Origin of the sequence: Hyphomonas sp. CACIAM 19H1 (assembly GCF_003325995.1) — a bacterium.
Taxonomy (GTDB): Bacteria; Pseudomonadota; Alphaproteobacteria; order Caulobacterales; family Hyphomonadaceae; genus Hyphomonas; species Hyphomonas polymorpha.
The window spans coordinates 3789745-3806796 of sequence record NZ_CP016437.1; the positions used below are offsets into that span (position 1 = coordinate 3789745).

The following is a 17052-nucleotide window of genomic DNA, read 5'->3' on the forward strand; positions in this document are numbered from 1 at the left end:
GCTCCTGTCAGGTGAATTCGGCAAGTTCGGTGGCAAGAAAGCGTTCAACCGAGGCAAGGTCAGCATCCGGATGAACATAGGCTGCCCCGATACCGCGCGCGAGGATCAGCGGCACGCGCCCGGCGCGTGCCTTCTTGTCCTGCTGCATCAGCGTTGCAAGGCGGTTTGCGGTGAAGCGTTCCCGGTCAAAGCCTTCCAGCGAAACGGGGAGCCCCGAAGCGCCAAGCACATCCTTCACGCGCGCAGCGTCTGCCGCTGGCGTGATGCCGCTTGCGGCGCCATAGCGGAAGGCCAGCGCCATGCCGAGCGCAACGGCTTCGCCATGAAGCAAGTCTTCACGGTATTCATTGGCAGCCTCGAAGGCGTGCCCGAATGTGTGGCCAAGATTGAGCAGCTGACGCACACCCGTTTCAGTTTCGTCCTCAACCACAATGGCCGCCTTTGCCGCGCAGGAACGCGCAACCGCATAGCGAGCCGCTTCCGGTTCCAGCGCCAGAACCTTCTGGCTATGCTCTGCCAGCCAGTTGAAGAAAGGCGCGTCATTGATGAGGCCGTATTTCACGATCTCCGCATAGCCGGCTTTCAGCTCCCGCTCCGGCAGGGTGGCCAGCAGCGCCGTATCGGCGATCACGAGGCGCGGCTGATAGAAAGCGCCGATCAGGTTTTTACCGCGCGGGGTGTTCACCGCCGTCTTTCCGCCCACAGACGAATCCACTTGCGCCAGCAGCGTGGTGGGCACCTGCACGAACCCCATGCCGCGTTTCATCAGGCTGGCGGCCAACCCGCCCATGTCTCCGATCACGCCGCCGCCGAAAGCGATCAGCGTATCGCCCCGGTCTGCCCCGCCCGCCAACAGCCAGTCGAGCACACCTTCGAGATTGGAAAAGCTCTTGGTCTTCTCGCCCGGCGGCAGGCTGTACCAGTCAAGCTGGATGCCGGCAGTCTTCACTGCCGCCTCCAGCGCGGTCTTGTGGTGACGCATCACCGTTTCATCTGTCAGCACAAAGGCGCGGGGGCGCTTGAGCATGACCGACAGGCGCGGGCCGAGCTCCGCCAGCGCGCCATGCCCCACCAGAATATCATACGCCCGCGCGCCCAGATCGACGCGCACCGTTTCCAGCGAAGAGATAGTGTTCATTTCGGTTTCCAGGTCTGAAGAGCTTTCAGGATCGCATTGACTGTATGCGTGTGAGGGCCGTCCTTGGAATGGACCACCAGATCAGCCTGCGAATAGAAAGGCTGGCGCTCCATCACGAGATGGGCGAGGTGTTCCTTGGCGTCAGCCCGCTGCAGCAGTGGGCGGGTGTCGCGCTTCTGCACCCGGCGCCAGAGCGTTTCGATATCTGCATTCAGCCAGACCGTGATCGCCCGCTCGCGCAGGATCGCGCGAGTGTCAGGATCAAGGTAGGCCCCTCCCCCGGTCGCAAGCACATGCGGGGGCATATCCAGCAGGCGGCGGATCACCTGTTTCTCGCCGCGCCGGAAATCGGCCTCGCCATGTTTGGCAAAGATGTCGGAAATCGACAGGCCGGCGGCCTTCTCGATTTCATGATCGCTGTCGTAAAAATCCCGGCCCAGCTTGTCGGCCAGCCGCCGCCCAACCGTCGATTTGCCCGCGCCCATAAGACCGACAAGCGCAATCGTGCGCCCGTGGAAGGGCAGCTGCGTACTTGAAGGGTCTGAGTCGGAAGGCATCTGTTCGTATTACCCGGCGTTGCGCATATGTCCTAGTGGTGCCACATAGACGGCGCAATCGGCAGGCAGATTCGCCCTGCCACACTCGTTTTCTGGGCCGGTTTCATGCGCAAATATCTCATCCTGTTCGTTATTCTCGCGGTCGCCATTGCCGGGGGTATGTGGTGGTTAGGCCAGCGTGCCGTCAAGAACGCGCCGCCAGAAGGCGAAATCCGCATACCTGTTGAAGGCGCTCTCGAATAGGCTGAAACGCCCCCTTAACCGCGTTTCCCTAGCGTTGGCGGATGGATGACCGTTCGCGTATAGGCGCTTTTCTTGAAATGATGTCGGCCGAGCGGGGCGCAAGCCCCAATACGCTCGACGCCTATGGGCGCGACCTGCTGGACGCCTCCGAATTCTGCGGCCTGCGTCTGGTGACTGCCTCCTCGGCAGACCTGTCTAACTGGCTGGCAGACCTGGCCGCGCGCGGCATGGCGCCCTCCACCCAGGCCCGGAAACTGTCCGCCGTGCGGCGTTTCTTCCGGTTCCTCTTTCAGGAAGGCGACCGGAAGGACGACCCGACCGCCCGCCTGGACGGCCCCTCCCCCGAACGGGAAGTGCCCGATGTGCTGTCCCGCGAGGAAGTGGCCCGGCTGATCGCCGCCTGCGAACCGGACAAACGGCTGAAATGTCTGGTGGAGCTGCTCTATGGCGCGGGCCTGCGTGCCTCGGAGCTCGTAACCCTGCGGGTGGGCAACCTGCCCCGCCGCAAGGCCGGGCAATGGATGAGCGCCGACATCATCATTCGCGGCAAAGGCGGCAAAGACCGGCTCTGCCCACTCGGCCGGGCGGCCCTGATCGCGCTGGCAGAATGGCTCGATGTCCGTGAGGAAAGCCTGCCGGACAACCCGCTGCTGCGCGGCAAGGCGGAAGGGTTCGTCTTTCCTTCGCGCGGCAAGGAAGGTCACCTCACGCGCCGGCGTCTGGGGCAGATGCTGGAAGACCTCGCCATGAAAGCGGGGATCAGGTCAGAGCGGGTCTACCCACATGCTCTCAGGCATGCCTACGCGACCCACCTTCTGCAAGGCGGGGCTGACCTCCGGGTTGTGCAGACCCTTCTCGGTCACGCCGACATCGCCACGACGCAGATCTACACCCACGTCCTGACTGATGAACTCGCCGAATTGCTGGAAACAGCCCACCCCCTGGCGGTGGCAGGCCGCAGCCGCCGCTAATCTCAGGCGATCGCCGAGCCGCGGCTATTGACCCAGAAAGCGTGAACAACGCCGGGCAGCCAGCCAATCAGCGTCAGTAGCACATTCAGCAGGAATTGCAGGCCAAGACCTTCCTTGATCAGCACCGCGACCGGCGGCAGGAAAATCGTCAGCAGGATCATCAATAGCGACATGGGAGTCCCTTTCCGTCTCGTCTGTGAGGAAAACGCATCAGAGTGCCGGGCGTTCCGTCACACCCTGCCGGTTTGACGCGGTGCAGCACCGCCCTTAATCCTTCCCCGGCAAGAGGGAGCCCCAGATGAGCCAGAAAACGCCGCGCAATTTCTTCAAGCCGCTCGCCATCGGCGCGCCTGAGCCCTATCGCGAACTGCCGGTGAAGCTGGAGCGCATGATCCATTTCGTGCCGCCGCATCTGGAGAAAGTGCGCGCCAAGGTGCCCGAAATGGCCCCGACGGTGGACGTGATGCTGGCAAACTTGGAAGACGCGATCCCTGCAGACGCCAAGGACGCCGCCCGCGCCGGCGCCATCGAGATGGCCAACATGTACGACTGGCAGGCCAAGGGCACCGGCTTCTGGAGCCGCGTGAACTGTCTCAACTCCCCCTGGTTTCAGGAGGACGTATCGGAGCTGGTGTTGAAAGCCGGCCACCAGCTCGACGTGATCATGCTGCCCAAGGTCGAGGGACCGTGGGACATTCACTTTGCCGATCAATATGTCGCCCAGCTGGAAGCCAAGGCCGGCCTCAAGCGCCCCATCCTCTTCCACGCCATCCTGGAGACGGCCGAGGGCGTGGCCCGCGTCGAGGAGATCGCCCTCGCCTCCCCCCGCATGCAGGGCATTTCGCTTGGCCCGGCAGACCTTGCCGCCAGCCGCAAGATGAAGACCACCCGCGTGGGCGGCGGCCACCCCTTCTACCGCGTGATCGAAGACCCGAAAGCCGATGGCAGTCCGCGCGCCAGCGCCCAGCAGGACCCGTGGCACTACACCATCGCCCGTCTGGTCGATGCGTGCCGCATGGCCGGCATCAACGCCTTCTACGGCCCCTTCGGCGACATTGCCGACCTTGACGCCTGCGAGCAGCAGTTCCGCAACGCCTTCCTGCTCGGCTGCGCGGGCACCTGGAGCCTGCACCCCAACCAGATCGCGATTGCCAAGCGCGTCTTCTCGCCCGATCCGGATGAGGTGAAGTTTGCCCGCAAGATTCTCGCCGCCATGCCCGATGGCTCCGGCGTCGCCATGATCGATGGCAAGATGCAGGACGACGCCACCTGGAAACAGGCAAAGGTGATTTCCGATCTGGCAGACCTCGTCGCCTCGAAAGATCCCGATCTTGACGCCGCCTATGCCGGTTGAATTGGCCCTCGCCAAAATCCCGAGACAGGCCTAGCCTGCGCCGGTCAGGAACCGGCAGGAGCTAGCCATGTTGAGGACAATCGCAGGACTATTCGGGACAATTCTGGCCATTTCCGGCCACGCAGCGGCAGATGAAGTGTGGACCACAAATGTGGGCGAGATCGTCTACGAGGCGGATCTCGAATCTGGCGAGGCGATCCTCTCCTTTCCCGGCGAGACCGGCCAGCGCCTGATCGGCATCTTTCCAGGCCTTGCCGGGGTGAGCGAGGGGCGCGGCTTCTACGCCGGCGTCTGGGTTGATCCTGACACCGCCACGGACGGCCTCTGCCCCGCCGCGATGACCGATCCGCTGGGCGGGGGCAAAGCCTATACCTGGGGCCGGATGGACATCATCTTCACCAAGCCGGACTTTCCGGGCGGCTTCGTGGTGATGAAGGGAACCTGCTTCGATCAGGCCACCGACTATCTGATCGCCGAACCGGTGGTGGGCGAATAACCCCTCCCCCGCCTGCGCTCATCGCCCTCCTCTTTTCAAGGAAACCCCATGGCAAAGCATCTGATCCCCGAAACCGGGCACAGCCCGAACCTGCAGGCCTGGTTCGACTGGATGACCCGTGACCACTCCGCCGAGGGCCTGTCCGCTATCCTCGCCGAAAACGTCGTGTTCAAGAGCCCCGTCGTTCACACCCCGCAGGAAGGCAAGGCAATCACCATGGCCTATCTGCTGGCTGCCGGTGAGACGCTCGGCAATGACGATTTCCGCTACACCCGCGTATTCGATTGCGGCGACCGCGCCGTTCTGGAATTCGAGACGATGATGGACGGCATCCTCGTCAACGGCGTGGACATGATGGAATGGAACGCGGATGGTCAGATCACGGATTTCAAGGTGATGGTCCGTCCCCTGAAAGCCATCCAGACGGTTCACGCCGCCATGGGCGCGATGCTGGCGCAAATGAAGGCTGGTGCGTGAAGGCGCCGGTTCTGGAAACCGAACGCCTGGTTCTGCGGGCCGCCGAACCCCGAGACATTGACGCGTCAGCGGCCATGTGGGGCTCTGATGAAGTCACCCGTTTCATCGGCGGCAAACCGCGCTCGCGCCAGGATGCCTGGTTTGGCCTTTTGCGCGGCATCGGCCTCTGGGAAATGAAGGGTTTCGGCTATTGGGTGGTCACCGACAAGGCGACCGGCGCCTATCTCGGCGAAGCTGGCTTTGCCGACTTCGAAAGGGGCCTGCCCAAGGAGCTGATCTGGGGCCCCGAAGCAGGCTGGGCTTTTGGCCCACAGGCCTGGGGCAAGGGCTATGGCACAGAAGCCGTGCGCGCGATCCATGACTGGCTGGATGGAACAGAGTTCGCCAGCAGCTGCTGCGTGATCGAGCCGGACAATTCCGGATCACGGCGCGTCGCCGAAAAGCTCGGTTATAATCATACTGGTGAAACACTGCTGGGCGGCGTGCCCGTCTACACTTACCGGCGCGGGGCCTGATAGGCTTCCGGACTTCCGGTCTCATCATTGGCGCCGAGCGGTTTCCACGCGCGCAGAAGTTCCAGGAACGCCTGATCCGGCAAGCCGGGGCTGTAAAGAAAACCCTGCGCCATGGTGCATCCCCGGCGGCGCAGGAAATCTGCCTGCTTGGTCGTCTCCACGCCTTCGGCAACCGTCTTCAGGCCCAGGGTTTCGGCCATGGCGAGGATCATCTCGACAATGGCCGGGGCCTGACGATCTGTCTCCAGCGCAGAGACAAACTGCCGGTCGATCTTGAATACATCGAAGGGCAGCTGGGTGAGGGTCGCAAGGTTTGAATGGCCCGTTCCGAAATCGTCGATGGCAAGCTTGGTGCCCATCGCCCGCAGCGGCGAGATGAACTCGGCCACGCGCCCCGGATCCGACACCGCCATGCTTTCGGTGATCTCCAGCTCCAGCCGGCGCGGATGAAGGCCGGAGCGGCGCAGAGCGCCCATCACCGTTTCGGTCAGATCATTGCGCTGGAACTGGCTGGGGGAGACGTTGACGGCAACAGTCACGTCATGGCCTTCAAGTTCCCAGGTGCGCGCAGCCTCACAGGCCGCTTCCAGGATCTGCTTGCCGATCTCCTCGATCAGGCCAGCTTCCTCCGCCACCGGAATAAACGCGGCTGGTGAGATCAGCTTGCCGTTGGAGCGGCGCCAGCGCGCCAGCGCCTCGGCGCCGACGATACGGCCCGTGGCAAAATCGATCTTCGGCTGGAACACGGCCTTGAACTCGCGGTTCTCCACCGCGTCGCGCAGCTCTGCCTCAAACCGGTAACGCCCCTGCACGATGCGCGTCAGACGCGGGGTGAAGAAGCGGAAGCCGGACTGGGATTCGTTCCGTACAAGGCGTAATGCCAGCTTGGCATTCTGCATCAGCTTCTGCGGCGAATCGGCGTCTTCCGGCGCCATCACGATGCCGCCCGACAGCGACATCGTCACTGGCCGGCCAAGGATGGTGAACGGCTCATTGAAAGCATTCCGGATAGCCCGGGCGATCGCGATCACATGTTCCCGGCTGCCGGCGTTCGGCATGAACAGGGTGAACTGATCCGCCGTCAATGCCGCCAGCATGGAGCCCCGCAGCGCCGAGGCCGAGGGGTCGGGCACATCGCTCAGCGCTTTTGAAATTCGCTGGGCGGCGGCATGGATCATCATGTCGCCATGCCCTGCCCCCACCTGCTCAACCAGATGCGCAAACCGGTCGATGTCGAGCAGGATAAAGGCGGCGGGGCGCTCAAAGCTGGCGCTGGGAAGGATCTCGAAGATGCGCTTCTCGGCAGCAATGGCATTGGGCAGGCCGGTGCGGCTGTCACGATAGGCGATCTTGCGGAGGTGATCATTCTCCCGTTTCAGCTTTCGCACGGTGCGCGTGGTGGCCACGCGCAGGCGCCGCAGCTCCGGAAACTGCAGGGAGTAAAGGTCCGCGTCCACGTCCCCGCGGGTCGACATCATGTAAGTGGTAAAGCGCAGGAACACGTCCTGCAGCGGGCGCGCCAGCAGGTAGCAGACGGTGGCGGAGGTGATGATCGTGAACAGCAACATGCCCACGATCACCGGCAGGGGAACGGAAAACCCGATCGGCGCATTCTGGCTGTTGGTGCGGAAAATCACCTCGGCGGCAACGATCAGGGCAAACAGGAAAATTGATAAAAGCCCGCCGGAGATCCCGGCAAATGCCGGAATGGTGAGGCTGCCGGTCAGACGGCCGATAAGGCTTCCCTGTTTCAATCCATTGCCCACCACGGGTGCCCAACTAAGTAATTCCCGCAGAAACTGCCCTATAGATGTTTAGGAATCCGTGAACACAGATGCGCTAGCTGTAGCGCCTCCGGCAGTTTATATGGCCTCTCATGACAAAGAACCGCACCGCAGACGTCACCCGCAAGACAAAGGAAACCGAAATCTTGGTTTCCGTTAACCTGGATGGCACCGGCAAAGCCGACATTGAGACGGGAATCGGCTTTTTCGATCACATGCTGGACAGTCTGGCCCGCCATTCGCTGATCGACCTGAAAGTGAGCTGCAAGGGCGACACCCATATCGACTTCCACCATTCGGTCGAGGATACCGGCATCGTGATCGGCCAGGCGATTGCCCAGGCGCTGGGCGATTTTGGCGGCATCACGCGCTTTGGCCATGCCTATATCCCGATGGATGAAACGCTGACCCGCGCCTCCATCGACCTTTGCAAGCGCCCCTATCTGATCTGGAAAGTGGAGTTCCGCCGCGACAAGATCGGCGAGATGGACACCGAACTCTTCAAGGAGTTCTTCCATGCCCTCGCGGGCAATGGCGGCATGTGCCTGCATGTCGAGAACATCTATGGCGAGAACAACCACCACATCGCCGAAAGCTGTTTCAAGGCCACCGCCCGCGCCCTGCGCACGGCCATCACCGTAGACCCGCGCCTCGGCGGCAAGCCTGCCAGCACCAAGGGCAGCCTCTGATCCGGCCCAAAGCCCGCGCCTAAATGGCGTGGGCGTCGATCACCGCATCGATCAGTGCCGGCTCGGCGGGCACCTGCCCGTCCAGCATCAGCATGGCGAGGCCATGCACCAGCGCCCAGGATTTCAGCCGCCGCGCCTCCCGCAGCCCGGCAGGCATATCCCGCCCATAGAGATCATCCAGCGCCCGCACCAGCAGGGTCATGCCATCCTCCGGCCTGTCTTCGGCGCAGGGCTGCGGCGCGCGGGCAGGGCCTGCGCCCGGCTGCGCCATCATCAGCCGGAACAGCGCCGGATGAGCGAGGGCAAACTGAACATAGGCCCGGCCCATGGAGATGAAGGCGGCCATACGGTCCCCCTTCCCCGCCATAGCCTTCTCAAAAGCAGCCGCCATCATGGCGTGGCCTTCGGTGCACAGCGCGCTGAGCAGCGCCGCCTTGTCCGGAAAGTGGCGGTAGACCGCCGTGGCCGACACCCCGGCATTGCGCGCAATCTCTCGCAGGCTCAGCGTCTCTGCCGGGCCTGAGCCGATGAGCTTCAGCCCCTCCGCGATCAAAGCCGCGCGCAGGTCGCCATGATGATAGCGGTTTTTCTCCCCGCTCATGTTGACAGTGTTATCATTCTCGATCATGTTATCACCGTAAACATTGTTCTCATCCTCCGCAACCTGGCTGCTTCAAAGGACCCCACCATGCCCAGCCCCGTCGAAACTGCCATTCGCAGCGTTGTTACCAAAGGCATCATGGGTGTGGCGGGCTTCAACCGCGCGCACCGCAAGTCCAGCGCGCCCAATCCTTACCTCACCGGCATCCATCAGCCGATGGAAGCTGAATACACCCTGACGGACCTGAAAGTGACCGGCACCATCCCGCCTGCGCTGAATGGTCTCTACCTGCGCAACGGCCCCAACCCCTTCAGCCCGCCCAACCCCGCCACCCATCACTGGTTCGTCGGCGACGGGATGCTGCATGGTGTGCGCCTGGAGGGCGGCAAGGCGCTCTGGTATCGCAACCGCTGGGTCCGCTCGCCGCAGATCAGCCAGGCCCTGGGCGAGCCCCCCGCCCCCGGCCCGCGCACTCCGGCGGGGTCGGAAAGTCCGAACACGAATGTTGTCGCCATGGCCGGGCGTATATGGGCGCTGGTCGAGGCGGGCGGCCTGCCGGTGGAAGTTTCCGATACGCTGGAAACCCGCGCCCGCAGCGATTTCGGCGGCCTCCTGCGCCAGGGCTATACCGCGCACCCCCACCTTGATCCGCTGACCGGCGAGACCCACGCCATCTGCTATACCGGCCAGAACCAGACCACCATCTGGCACACCGTGATCACCGCCGAGGGCGCCGTGCGCCGCCACGAGCCCATCGCCGTGCAGAACGGCCCCTCCATCCATGACTGCATGATCACCCGCAACTATGTGATCGTGATGGATCTGCCCGTCACCTTCTCCATGGCCGCGCTGATCGGCGGGGCATCCTTCCCCTATCGCTGGAACCCGAAACACACCGCCCGCATCGGCCTCCTCCCCCGTGAGGGCAAGGGCAGCGACATCCTCTGGTGCGATGTCGAGCCCTGCTACATCTTCCACCCCGCCAATGCCTATGAAACCGAAGACGGCAAGGTGATCATGGATGCCTGCGTGCATCAGGACATGTTCATGGACGGAAACACGGGCCCCAATGGCAGCATCTGCGCCTTCGAGAGCCTGGAGATAGACCCCGCCGCCCGCGCCGTGACCCGCCGCATCATCGACGACGCCCCGCAGGAATTTCCGCGTCCGGACGAACGCCGCATCGGCCAACCCTACCGCTATGCCTACACCGTGGCCCTGCCCGCGCAGGGAGACCCGAGCTTCCTGGGCGACCCGCGTCTCTTCAAGCATGACCTCGGCACCGGCACGCGCCAGGTGCACGATTTCGGCCCCGGCTGCATGCCCGGCGAGTTCGTCTTCGTGCCGGCCCACGAAACCGCTGCCGAGGATGAAGGCTGGCTGATCGGCTATGTCATCGACACAGCCTCCGACACTACCTGCCTCGTGATCCTCAATGCGCAGGATTTTACCGGCCCGCCGGTGGCCAGCATCACCCTGCCCCACCGGATCCCGCCCGGCTTCCACGGCAACTGGGTGCCGCTTGGCTGAGGGCGCCCGGCGCCTCTGTCGCAAACGCGCTTGATTGCCATGGCCCCGCGGCCCCGCTAAGAGCGCGGCCATGACCCGCGTGGCCCTCATCGATTACGGTTCCGGCAACCTGCATTCCTGCGCGCGCGCCCTCGCCGCTGCGGCAGGGGACGCCGCCGCCATCCACGTCACCGCGCGCCCTGAAGACATCCTCGCGGCCGGGCGCATCGTGCTGCCGGGCGTCGGCCACTTTGCCGACTGTGCCGGCGCCCTGCGCGCCATTCCCGGCATGGTCGATGCCCTGGACGAGGCCGTGCTGCGCAAGGGCCGGCCCTTCCTCGGCATCTGCGTGGGCATGCAGCTGATGGCAGACATGGGCCTGGAAGACGGCGAAACCCCCGGCCTTGGCTGGGTGCATGGCATCGTCGAAGCGCTCGTCCCCGCCCCCGGCCTGCCCGTGCCGCATGTCGGCTGGAACGAGCTGATGATCCCCGCGCCCCATCCCGTTCTGGCGGGCCTCGGCGACAAGCCCCACGCCTATTTCACCCACTCCTACGCCTTCCGCCCGGAAGACCAGGGCGAGGTTTCCACCTGGACCGACTATGGCGCTCCGCTCGCCGCCGCCATCGCCCGCGACAACCTCTTCGGCACGCAGTTCCACCCCGAAAAAAGCCAGCGCCTCGGCCTCACCCTGCTCGCCAACTTCCTGGATTGGACCCCTTGATCTTCCGCCCCCTCTCCCCTGGGAGAGGGGTTCAAGCAAAAGACGACACCATGACCTTCACCCTCTACCCCGCCATTGACCTGAAAGACGGCGCCTGCGTGCGCCTGCTGCGCGGGGAGATGGACGCAGCCACCGTGTTCAACACCGATCCCGGCGCCCAGGCCCGCGCCTTCCACGAGATGGGCTTCACCCATCTGCATGTGGTGGACCTGAACGGCGCTTTCGCCGGCGAGCCGGTGAACAGGGCGGCCGTGGAAAGCATCCTCAAATCCACCCCTGCCCCGGTTCAGCTCGGCGGCGGCATCCGCACGCGCGCCCAGATTGATGCCTGGCTCGAGGCTGGCATCTCCCGCGTCATCCTCGGCACCATTGCGCTGCGCGATCCTCAGCTGGTGAAAGACGCTGCCCGCGCCCTGCCCGGCCGCATCGTCGTCGGCATCGACGCGAAGGATGGCATGGTCGCCGTGGAAGGCTGGGCCGAAACCAGCGACATGCGCGCCACAGAGCTCGCCAAGGCCTTCGAAGGCTGCGGCGTCGCCGCCATCGTGGCGACAGACATCGGCCGCGACGGCCTCAAAACCGGCGTCAATGTTCCGTTTACGGCAGAACTCGCCAACACCGTCTCCATCCCCGTCATCGCGTCGGGCGGCGTCAAAAGCGTAGACGACATCCGTGCCCTGAAGGCCAGCGGCGCCCCCATCGCCGGCACGATCCTGGGCCGGGCGCTGTATGACGGGGATATTGTGGCGGGCGAGGCGATTGGGTTGGCGGGTTAACAAGCTACTTTGGTATTGCGGGCTTGCCATCAGTGACCGACCTAGAAGGTGGCCCCTTTGGCGGCTGCGCCGGAGTTGGAGGGGGCGGTGGCGGTGGCGGTGGCGGTGGAGGAGAAGGAGTCAATTTGGTCACGATAGCCTACCCCGCGTCAGCGTTTCGGTGGGATTCTATCTTCCTTAATTAAACGAGACGGAGGCCCCGATGGAGGGGGAGAGCGGTTAGGCGCCGGAGGCGGCAAAGGAGGAGGTGGCGGCGATTGATTTCCCGACATTACAAAGCTGTTCCTTTATCTTCAGAAGTGAACATTACGGCTTTAAATTGATCCCGCAGACTAAAGCCGTGCCGCCAGCGATCGCGAGTACGACTAGCGCCGCCCCTAGCATTTGTTTTTGTTTGAATATTGTTGCTGACCTACGCTCGTTCATCTCAGCATTATGGGTAGCATTCTCTATCAGCTTTGAATGGAAATACTCATTCCAGACATCTTCCACTTCATCCTCCGGAACTCCTTCTTGCATCCCCCATTCGGCTAACGAACTTCTATAAATCGCTAGGTCGGTAGCAAGTGGCAAAGCCTTATAGATGTTACCAACATGGGCTCGCCAAAGGAGAGCGGCAGAATAGACCAAGAAGACTCCGCTTACGGCCAATAGTAGCGCGACGACAAAGTGAGCAGTGGAGAGCGGGAACAAAATGCTATTAGCTAGAGTATACCAAAATCCGGCTAGGAGAGTCAGGAGCCCCAGCGGCAACGCGATATCCTGAGCAAGCTCGGTTTTCCGATGTGCCTCGCGATCATTGAGCTTTTCTACGACTTTGTAAAAGCTGTCCAATTTAGGCTACCCCTCTTTCGTATCAGGATATTACTCCTATTATAGATTACAATTCAATGTCGTATAAATTCCTATTTTTGATGGTTGTATTCGTGGGTTAGACCTGCAACTGGCACGCATCCCGCATTGCGCCTGCCATGAGCCCGCAGCGCCCCAAACTCCCGTCTGAGAAAACCGCGCAGGATCTGGCGCGCGATGCCGGGTTTCAGCTGCTGGTGGGCCAGATGCGCCAGGCCCGCGCCGCGCAGGCGCGCTTTGCCGGGCGGATGGCCGCGGCCTTCACCGGCGCGGGCATCGCCGCCGTTTACCTTGTCGTCTCCAGCCTTTCCGAATAGGCCGCGCCCCCACGCCGCCTTGCCAGCCGCGCCCTTTTCTGGTGCCCTTGAGGCTGCCTGAAACCCTTGGCCGGAAACCCCCGCCAGCAACTCCAAAGGCCCGGCGTGAAACGCTTGCCTGCCATTCTTGCCGCTGCCGCGCTGCTGGCGGCGCTGCCCGTCCCCGCCGGGGCGCAGGGCGTGCTGGTCGCCACGGCGGCTGAGCTCACCGCGCAGGCGGAAACCCTCCAGCCCGGAGACTGGGTGTGGGCGCCTGCCCTCTCCCCCGCCGGCCCGGTCACCCTGTTTGTGGACCTCACACGGCAGACCGCCACCGTCTATCGCAATGGCGTGCGCATCGGCGTCTCCACCATCTCTTCCGGCAAGTCCGGCCATGAAACGCCCACGGGCGTTTTCGTCATCCTGCAGAAGGATGCCGATCACCGGTCAAACCTCTATGACAATGCCCCCATGCCCTATCAGCAGCGCCTCACCTGGGATGGCATCGCCCTGCATGCTGGCGCCCTGCCCGGCTATCCGCAGAGCCATGGCTGCATCCGCCTGCCGCTGGAATTTGCCAAACGCCTCTTCGCCGTCACCGAGATGGGCGGCACGGTGATCGTCTCCGGCGTGGCGGGAGAGCCTGCGATCACACCTGCCCCCGGCCTCCTGGCGGCCGAAGGCCCCGGCGGCGTGCCGCTGGACCACGCCCCGCTGGCTGGGGATGAGCTTTACCGCTGGATGCCGGACGGCGCGCCCGACGGCCCGCTCACCCTCGTCATCTCGCGCCGCGATCAAACCCTGGTCGCCCTGCGCGGGGCCGCCGAAATCGGCCGCGCCCGCGTTTATGTGCCGGAAGGTGAAACAGCCACGCATGTGCTGATGCTCAGCCAGGCGCCGGGGGGCGCGCTTCACTGGATCCAGCTGGAACTGCCCGAAGGCAAGCCCGGCGCGCCGGTGGCCACGCTGCCGCCCGCCTCGCCCGATGAGCTGGCCGATCAGGCGCTGCTGCCGCCCGCCTTCGCGGCGCTTCTGGAGCCCCTGCTGCTGCCAGGCACCACCATCCTGATCACGCCGGAATCTCTGGAAGAAGGCTCCGGCGGCCTGCCGCTCACCATTGTGGACGCCATCGGCTGAGGCAGCGTCAGCTTGCCCGCGCGGCCCATGTCACCGGCCCGTCTTCATAGGCCAGGGCGCGGTTCTTGCCTGCCTGCTTGGCGCGGTAAAGCGCTTCATCGGCGCGGCTCAGCAGCGTCGACAGGCTCTCCCGCGCGCCCGCGCCGGCAAAGCCAAGGCTCACCGTCACCGGCCGGGAAACGCCATGCCCGGCTGAGGCAACAGCGCGCACCATCGCCTCAAAGGCTGCCCGGGCCTGCCCCATATCCACAAAGATGCCTGCCACCGCAAACTCTTCCCCGCCCAGGCGCGCCACCAGCCCGCCCGGCGGGTGCAGCGCGCGCAATACTCCGGCTACGGATATCAGCACGTCATCGCCCGCTTCATGGCCCAGGCTGTCATTGATGCGCTTGAAATTGTCCACGTCGGCAATCGCGCAGAAAAACACACCCGCCCCGCCATCGGCCTCCATCTGCAGAACGCTCGCCTCCGCAAAGAAGGCCCGCCGGTTGGGCAGGTTTGTCAGGTCGTCGATATTGGCCAGCCTGTAGTTCTCCGCGGCCAGGCGCTGCGCCTTCAGCTGCGCTTTCAGCACGAACCAGCTGCACGCAGGCGCAATGATCAGGGGAAGGATGATGCAGGAAAGATAGATCGAGGGCCGGTCGATCACCGGGTCAATCTGCAGCCAGATATAGACCGGCACGAATGAAAAGAAGATCGAGGCCGCCGTAATCAGCGCCCCGGCCTGTAGTGCGCGCCGAATATCTTGCGCCAGCTGCATTACCCCACCCTCCAAAGAAGGGAGTATATGAGCGGATGCCTAAATTGCCCTCCGGCCGATCGGTCAAATTTGACCGATGCCGGAAAGTCTTCCTCAGCGCGCCGAGGAAAGTGGCCGCCGCAGCCGCCGCCGCGTGCGCAGCGCATGGGCCAGATCGCTTTCCCCGCCGCCAGGCGCGCTGCCCACATCCAGCCGCGACAATCCCGCCGCCAGCCGCGCCAGCGTCTCGGCCTCGTCATTCTGTAGTCTGGCGGCGGTGTTCCGCTCTGTCCGTTTCATGTCCATGTCTGTCTCCTGATGCTTACTTCGTCAGTTCGCTCTGTCGAGATCAGCCTCCCGTGGCGTCAATATAGGTCAGCGCGGCGTCCCTTCCCACCCCGCACAACCTTAAGGATTGTTTGCATTCGCCCCGCTTTGGCGGCAAAGGAACGCCCATGCTGAAAACGCGCATCATCCCCTGCCTCGACGTGAAAGACGGGCGCACCGTGAAGGGCGTCAACTTCGTGGACCTGAAAGACGCTGGCGACCCTGTGGCCCTCGCCCGCGCCTATGACGCCGCCGGCGCCGACGAACTCTGCTTCCTCGACATCACGGCCAGCCATGAAGGCCGCGGCACGCTGCTGGAAACCGTCAGCCGCACGGCCGAGGCCTGTTTCATGCCGCTCACTGTGGGCGGCGGCGTGCGCTCGGTGGAAGATATGGTCGCGCTTCTGAGGGCAGGCGCCGACAAGGTGGCGATCAATTCGGCCGCGGTTGCAGATCCAGCGCTCATCTCCGCCTGCGCCGCCAAGGCCGGCCGCCAATGCGTCGTCGTCGCCATCGATGCGCGCGCCGTGGACGGCCATTGGGAAATCTTCACCCATGGCGGGCGCAAGCCCACCGGCATCAACGCGGTCGAGTTTGCCCGCGAGGCCGCCAAGCGCGGCGCCGGCGAAATCCTGCTCACCTCGATGGACCGGGACGGAACCAAATCAGGCTACGACATTCCGCTCCTGAAAGCGGTGTCGTCCGCCGTCACCATTCCCGTCATCGCCAGCGGCGGGGCGGGCAGCGTGAGGGATTTCGCCCCTGCCGTGATCGAAGGCGGCGCCAGCGCCGTCCTCGCCGCCTCCATCTTCCATTTCGGCGAAGCGACTTTGGCGGAGGCCCGCGCCGCCCTCGCCGAAGCGGGCGCGCCGGTGCGCACCCTTTAAGCCCCTCTCCTGTGGGAGAGGCGTTGGGGTGAGGGCATCCCGCCCCATCCACCCTACGCAAGCTTTAGAGGCCAGCCCCCCCTCATCCCCACCCCCTTCTCCCAAGGGAGAAGGGGCTCAGGACGATTACTCCGTAAACACCGGTTTGCGCTTCTGCATTTCCGCCATCACTGCTTCCATCTGATTGGGCGTGCGCATCACCTTCACCTGCTCATCGCTCTCCATCTGCAGCAGCTCGGCATCGGTTGCGTCGGCCATGGCATTGCACAGGCGCTTGGCGCCCTGCATCGCGGCCGGGTGCTTGCTCGCCATCAGCTTGGCCAGCCACAGCGCATCTTCCAGCGGCGTCTCGGAAATCTTGGTGGCAAAGCCCAGCTCATGGGCTTCCCTGCCCTTGAACTCCCGGTTCGTATACGTCAGCTCACGGATCACATCATCGCGCACATTGCCGCGCCACAGCGGGAAGCCCGCCATATCCGGCACCAGGCCCCATTTCATTTCCATGATCGCGCAGCGCGTGTCGGGATGAATGATGCGCACGTCCGCTCCGGCGAGAATCTGAAACCCGCCGCCAAACGCCACGCCATGGGCCGCCGCAATCACGGGCACGGGCAGCTCGCGCCAGCCCCAGGCCACATATTGCGCCAGATTGGCAATGCCATGGCTGCGCCCGTCCAGATTGCCCGTGGCATTGCCTTCGCCCGGCTTTTTCTCGCCGCTGCCACCGCCCCCGCCGGTGAAGTTTGACAGGTCAAGACCGGCGCAGAACGCCTTGCCCTCGCCCGACAGCACCACCACGCGCAGGCCCTTGGTCGCCTTCAGCGTGTTGATCGCTTCGGCAATGCCGGCAAACATCGCCGGGTCCAGCGCATTCATCTTGTCGGTGCGGATCAGGCGCACATCGGCAACGCCGTCCTCCAGCATGGTAATCGAAACGCGGTCTTTCATCATGGCATCCTCCGGAACTTTGAGGTGAAGCT

At 63.9% G+C, this 17052-nt stretch carries 22 protein-coding genes; 13 read left to right on the forward strand and 9 right to left on the reverse strand.

Annotated elements, in window-relative coordinates; genetic code table 11:
• Nucleotides 1–7 precede the first annotated feature (7 nt).
• On the reverse strand, nt 8–1138 hold the full coding sequence (gene aroB, locus BBF93_RS17810) for a 3-dehydroquinate synthase (RefSeq protein WP_035597698.1): 1131 nt from the start codon (nt 1136–1138) through the stop codon (nt 8–10).
• Nucleotides 1135–1695, reverse strand: a complete 561-nt coding sequence (locus tag BBF93_RS17815; protein ID WP_035597695.1) for a shikimate kinase — start codon at nt 1693–1695, stop codon at nt 1135–1137. The genes aroB and BBF93_RS17815 overlap by 4 nt, the downstream gene beginning before the upstream one ends.
• 105 nt (nt 1696–1800) lie before the next feature.
• Here BBF93_RS17815 and BBF93_RS19635 point away from each other — a divergent pair, with 105 nt between their 5' ends.
• On the forward strand, nt 1801–1938 hold the full coding sequence (locus tag BBF93_RS19635) for a hypothetical protein (protein ID WP_157532757.1): 138 nt from the start codon (nt 1801–1803) through the stop codon (nt 1936–1938).
• 41 nt (nt 1939–1979) lie between these two features.
• Nucleotides 1980–2909: a tyrosine recombinase gene (locus tag BBF93_RS17820; RefSeq protein WP_114106764.1), complete on the forward strand. Its 930-nt coding sequence runs from the start codon at nt 1980–1982 to the stop codon at nt 2907–2909.
• A 2-nt stretch (nt 2910–2911) separates the two neighbouring features.
• Here BBF93_RS17820 and BBF93_RS17825 read toward each other — a convergent pair whose 3' ends face one another.
• Complete coding sequence (locus BBF93_RS17825; RefSeq protein ID WP_035597689.1) at nt 2912–3082, reverse strand: YqaE/Pmp3 family membrane protein; 171 nt, start codon at nt 3080–3082, stop codon at nt 2912–2914.
• Between the two features lie 125 nt (nt 3083–3207).
• On the opposite strand from BBF93_RS17825, the gene BBF93_RS17830 reads away from it, so the two are divergent.
• From BBF93_RS17830 to BBF93_RS17845, 4 genes are all read left to right on the forward strand, one after another.
• The gene (locus tag BBF93_RS17830; RefSeq protein WP_114106765.1) at nt 3208–4263 is read left to right on the forward strand and encodes a CoA ester lyase; all 1056 of its coding nucleotides are present in this window, start codon (nt 3208–3210) and stop codon (nt 4261–4263) included.
• A 67-nt stretch (nt 4264–4330) separates the two neighbouring features.
• A complete protein-coding gene (locus BBF93_RS17835; protein ID WP_051612493.1) occupies nt 4331–4759 on the forward strand; it encodes a hypothetical protein in 429 nt (142 codons plus the stop codon).
• Between the two features lie 48 nt (nt 4760–4807).
• Nucleotides 4808–5236 carry a nuclear transport factor 2 family protein gene (locus tag BBF93_RS17840; protein ID WP_114106766.1) on the forward strand — a complete coding sequence of 143 codons (429 nt, stop codon included), beginning with the start codon at nt 4808–4810 and terminating at the stop codon, nt 5234–5236.
• Nucleotides 5233–5751: a GNAT family N-acetyltransferase gene (locus BBF93_RS17845; protein ID WP_114106767.1), complete on the forward strand. Its 519-nt coding sequence runs from the start codon at nt 5233–5235 to the stop codon at nt 5749–5751. Before BBF93_RS17840 ends, BBF93_RS17845 begins: the two co-directional genes overlap by 4 nt.
• Here the strand turns inward: BBF93_RS17845 and BBF93_RS17850 are convergent.
• Complete coding sequence (locus BBF93_RS17850; RefSeq protein ID WP_162786624.1) at nt 5733–7505, reverse strand: bifunctional diguanylate cyclase/phosphodiesterase; 1773 nt, start codon at nt 7503–7505, stop codon at nt 5733–5735. The two genes, BBF93_RS17845 and BBF93_RS17850, sit on opposite strands and share 19 nt — an antisense overlap.
• Nucleotides 7506–7627: 122 nt before the next feature.
• Between BBF93_RS17850 and hisB the strand changes: the two genes are divergently transcribed.
• Nucleotides 7628–8224, forward strand: a complete 597-nt coding sequence (hisB, locus tag BBF93_RS17855) for an imidazoleglycerol-phosphate dehydratase HisB (RefSeq protein WP_035597679.1) — start codon at nt 7628–7630, stop codon at nt 8222–8224.
• A 19-nt stretch (nt 8225–8243) separates the two neighbouring features.
• Here the strand turns inward: hisB and BBF93_RS17860 are convergent, their stop codons facing one another.
• Entirely contained in the window at nt 8244–8852 is a 609-nt protein-coding gene (locus tag BBF93_RS17860) for a TetR/AcrR family transcriptional regulator (protein ID WP_114106769.1), read from the reverse strand.
• Between the two features lie 60 nt (nt 8853–8912).
• Between BBF93_RS17860 and BBF93_RS17865 the strand changes: the two genes are divergently transcribed.
• From BBF93_RS17865 to hisA, 3 genes are all read left to right on the forward strand, one after another.
• A complete protein-coding gene (locus BBF93_RS17865; RefSeq protein ID WP_114106770.1) occupies nt 8913–10355 on the forward strand; it encodes a carotenoid oxygenase family protein in 1443 nt (480 codons plus the stop codon).
• Between the two features lie 70 nt (nt 10356–10425).
• On the forward strand, nt 10426–11058 hold the full coding sequence (gene hisH, locus BBF93_RS17870) for an imidazole glycerol phosphate synthase subunit HisH (RefSeq protein ID WP_114106771.1): 633 nt from the start codon (nt 10426–10428) through the stop codon (nt 11056–11058).
• A 50-nt stretch (nt 11059–11108) separates the two neighbouring features.
• Nucleotides 11109–11834 carry a 1-(5-phosphoribosyl)-5-[(5-phosphoribosylamino)methylideneamino]imidazole-4-carboxamide isomerase gene (hisA, locus tag BBF93_RS17875; RefSeq protein WP_114106772.1) on the forward strand — a complete coding sequence of 242 codons (726 nt, stop codon included), beginning with the start codon at nt 11109–11111 and terminating at the stop codon, nt 11832–11834.
• Nucleotides 11835–12140: 306 nt separating this feature from the next.
• On the opposite strand, the gene BBF93_RS17880 is transcribed toward hisA, so the two are convergent.
• The gene (locus tag BBF93_RS17880; RefSeq protein ID WP_114106773.1) at nt 12141–12668 is read right to left on the reverse strand and encodes a hypothetical protein; all 528 of its coding nucleotides are present in this window, start codon (nt 12666–12668) and stop codon (nt 12141–12143) included.
• 137 nt (nt 12669–12805) lie between these two features.
• Between BBF93_RS17880 and BBF93_RS17885 the strand changes: the two genes are divergently transcribed.
• Together BBF93_RS17885 and BBF93_RS17890 are read left to right on the forward strand one after the other, a co-directional pair.
• The gene (locus BBF93_RS17885) at nt 12806–13003 is read left to right on the forward strand and encodes a hypothetical protein (RefSeq protein WP_114106774.1); all 198 of its coding nucleotides are present in this window, start codon (nt 12806–12808) and stop codon (nt 13001–13003) included.
• 105 nt (nt 13004–13108) lie between these two features.
• Nucleotides 13109–14119 carry a L,D-transpeptidase family protein gene (locus BBF93_RS17890; protein ID WP_114106775.1) on the forward strand — a complete coding sequence of 337 codons (1011 nt, stop codon included), beginning with the start codon at nt 13109–13111 and terminating at the stop codon, nt 14117–14119.
• A 7-nt stretch (nt 14120–14126) separates the two neighbouring features.
• Here BBF93_RS17890 and BBF93_RS17895 read toward each other — a convergent pair whose 3' ends face one another.
• Together BBF93_RS17895 and BBF93_RS17900 are read right to left on the reverse strand one after the other, a co-directional pair.
• Entirely contained in the window at nt 14127–14879 is a 753-nt protein-coding gene (locus tag BBF93_RS17895) for a GGDEF domain-containing protein (protein WP_114106776.1), read from the reverse strand.
• 93 nt (nt 14880–14972) lie between these two features.
• Nucleotides 14973–15164 carry a hypothetical protein gene (locus BBF93_RS17900; RefSeq protein WP_114106777.1) on the reverse strand — a complete coding sequence of 64 codons (192 nt, stop codon included), beginning with the start codon at nt 15162–15164 and terminating at the stop codon, nt 14973–14975.
• Nucleotides 15165–15313: 149 nt separating this feature from the next.
• On the opposite strand from BBF93_RS17900, the gene hisF reads away from it, so the two are divergent.
• Nucleotides 15314–16072, forward strand: a complete 759-nt coding sequence (hisF, locus tag BBF93_RS17905) for an imidazole glycerol phosphate synthase subunit HisF (RefSeq protein WP_114107141.1) — start codon at nt 15314–15316, stop codon at nt 16070–16072.
• A gap of 126 nt (nt 16073–16198) precedes the next feature.
• Here hisF and BBF93_RS17910 read toward each other — a convergent pair whose 3' ends face one another.
• Nucleotides 16199–17020, reverse strand: coding sequence for a crotonase/enoyl-CoA hydratase family protein (locus BBF93_RS17910; RefSeq protein ID WP_114107142.1), 822 nt, complete (start codon nt 17018–17020; stop codon nt 16199–16201).
• Nucleotides 17021–17052: the final 32 nt, after the last annotated feature.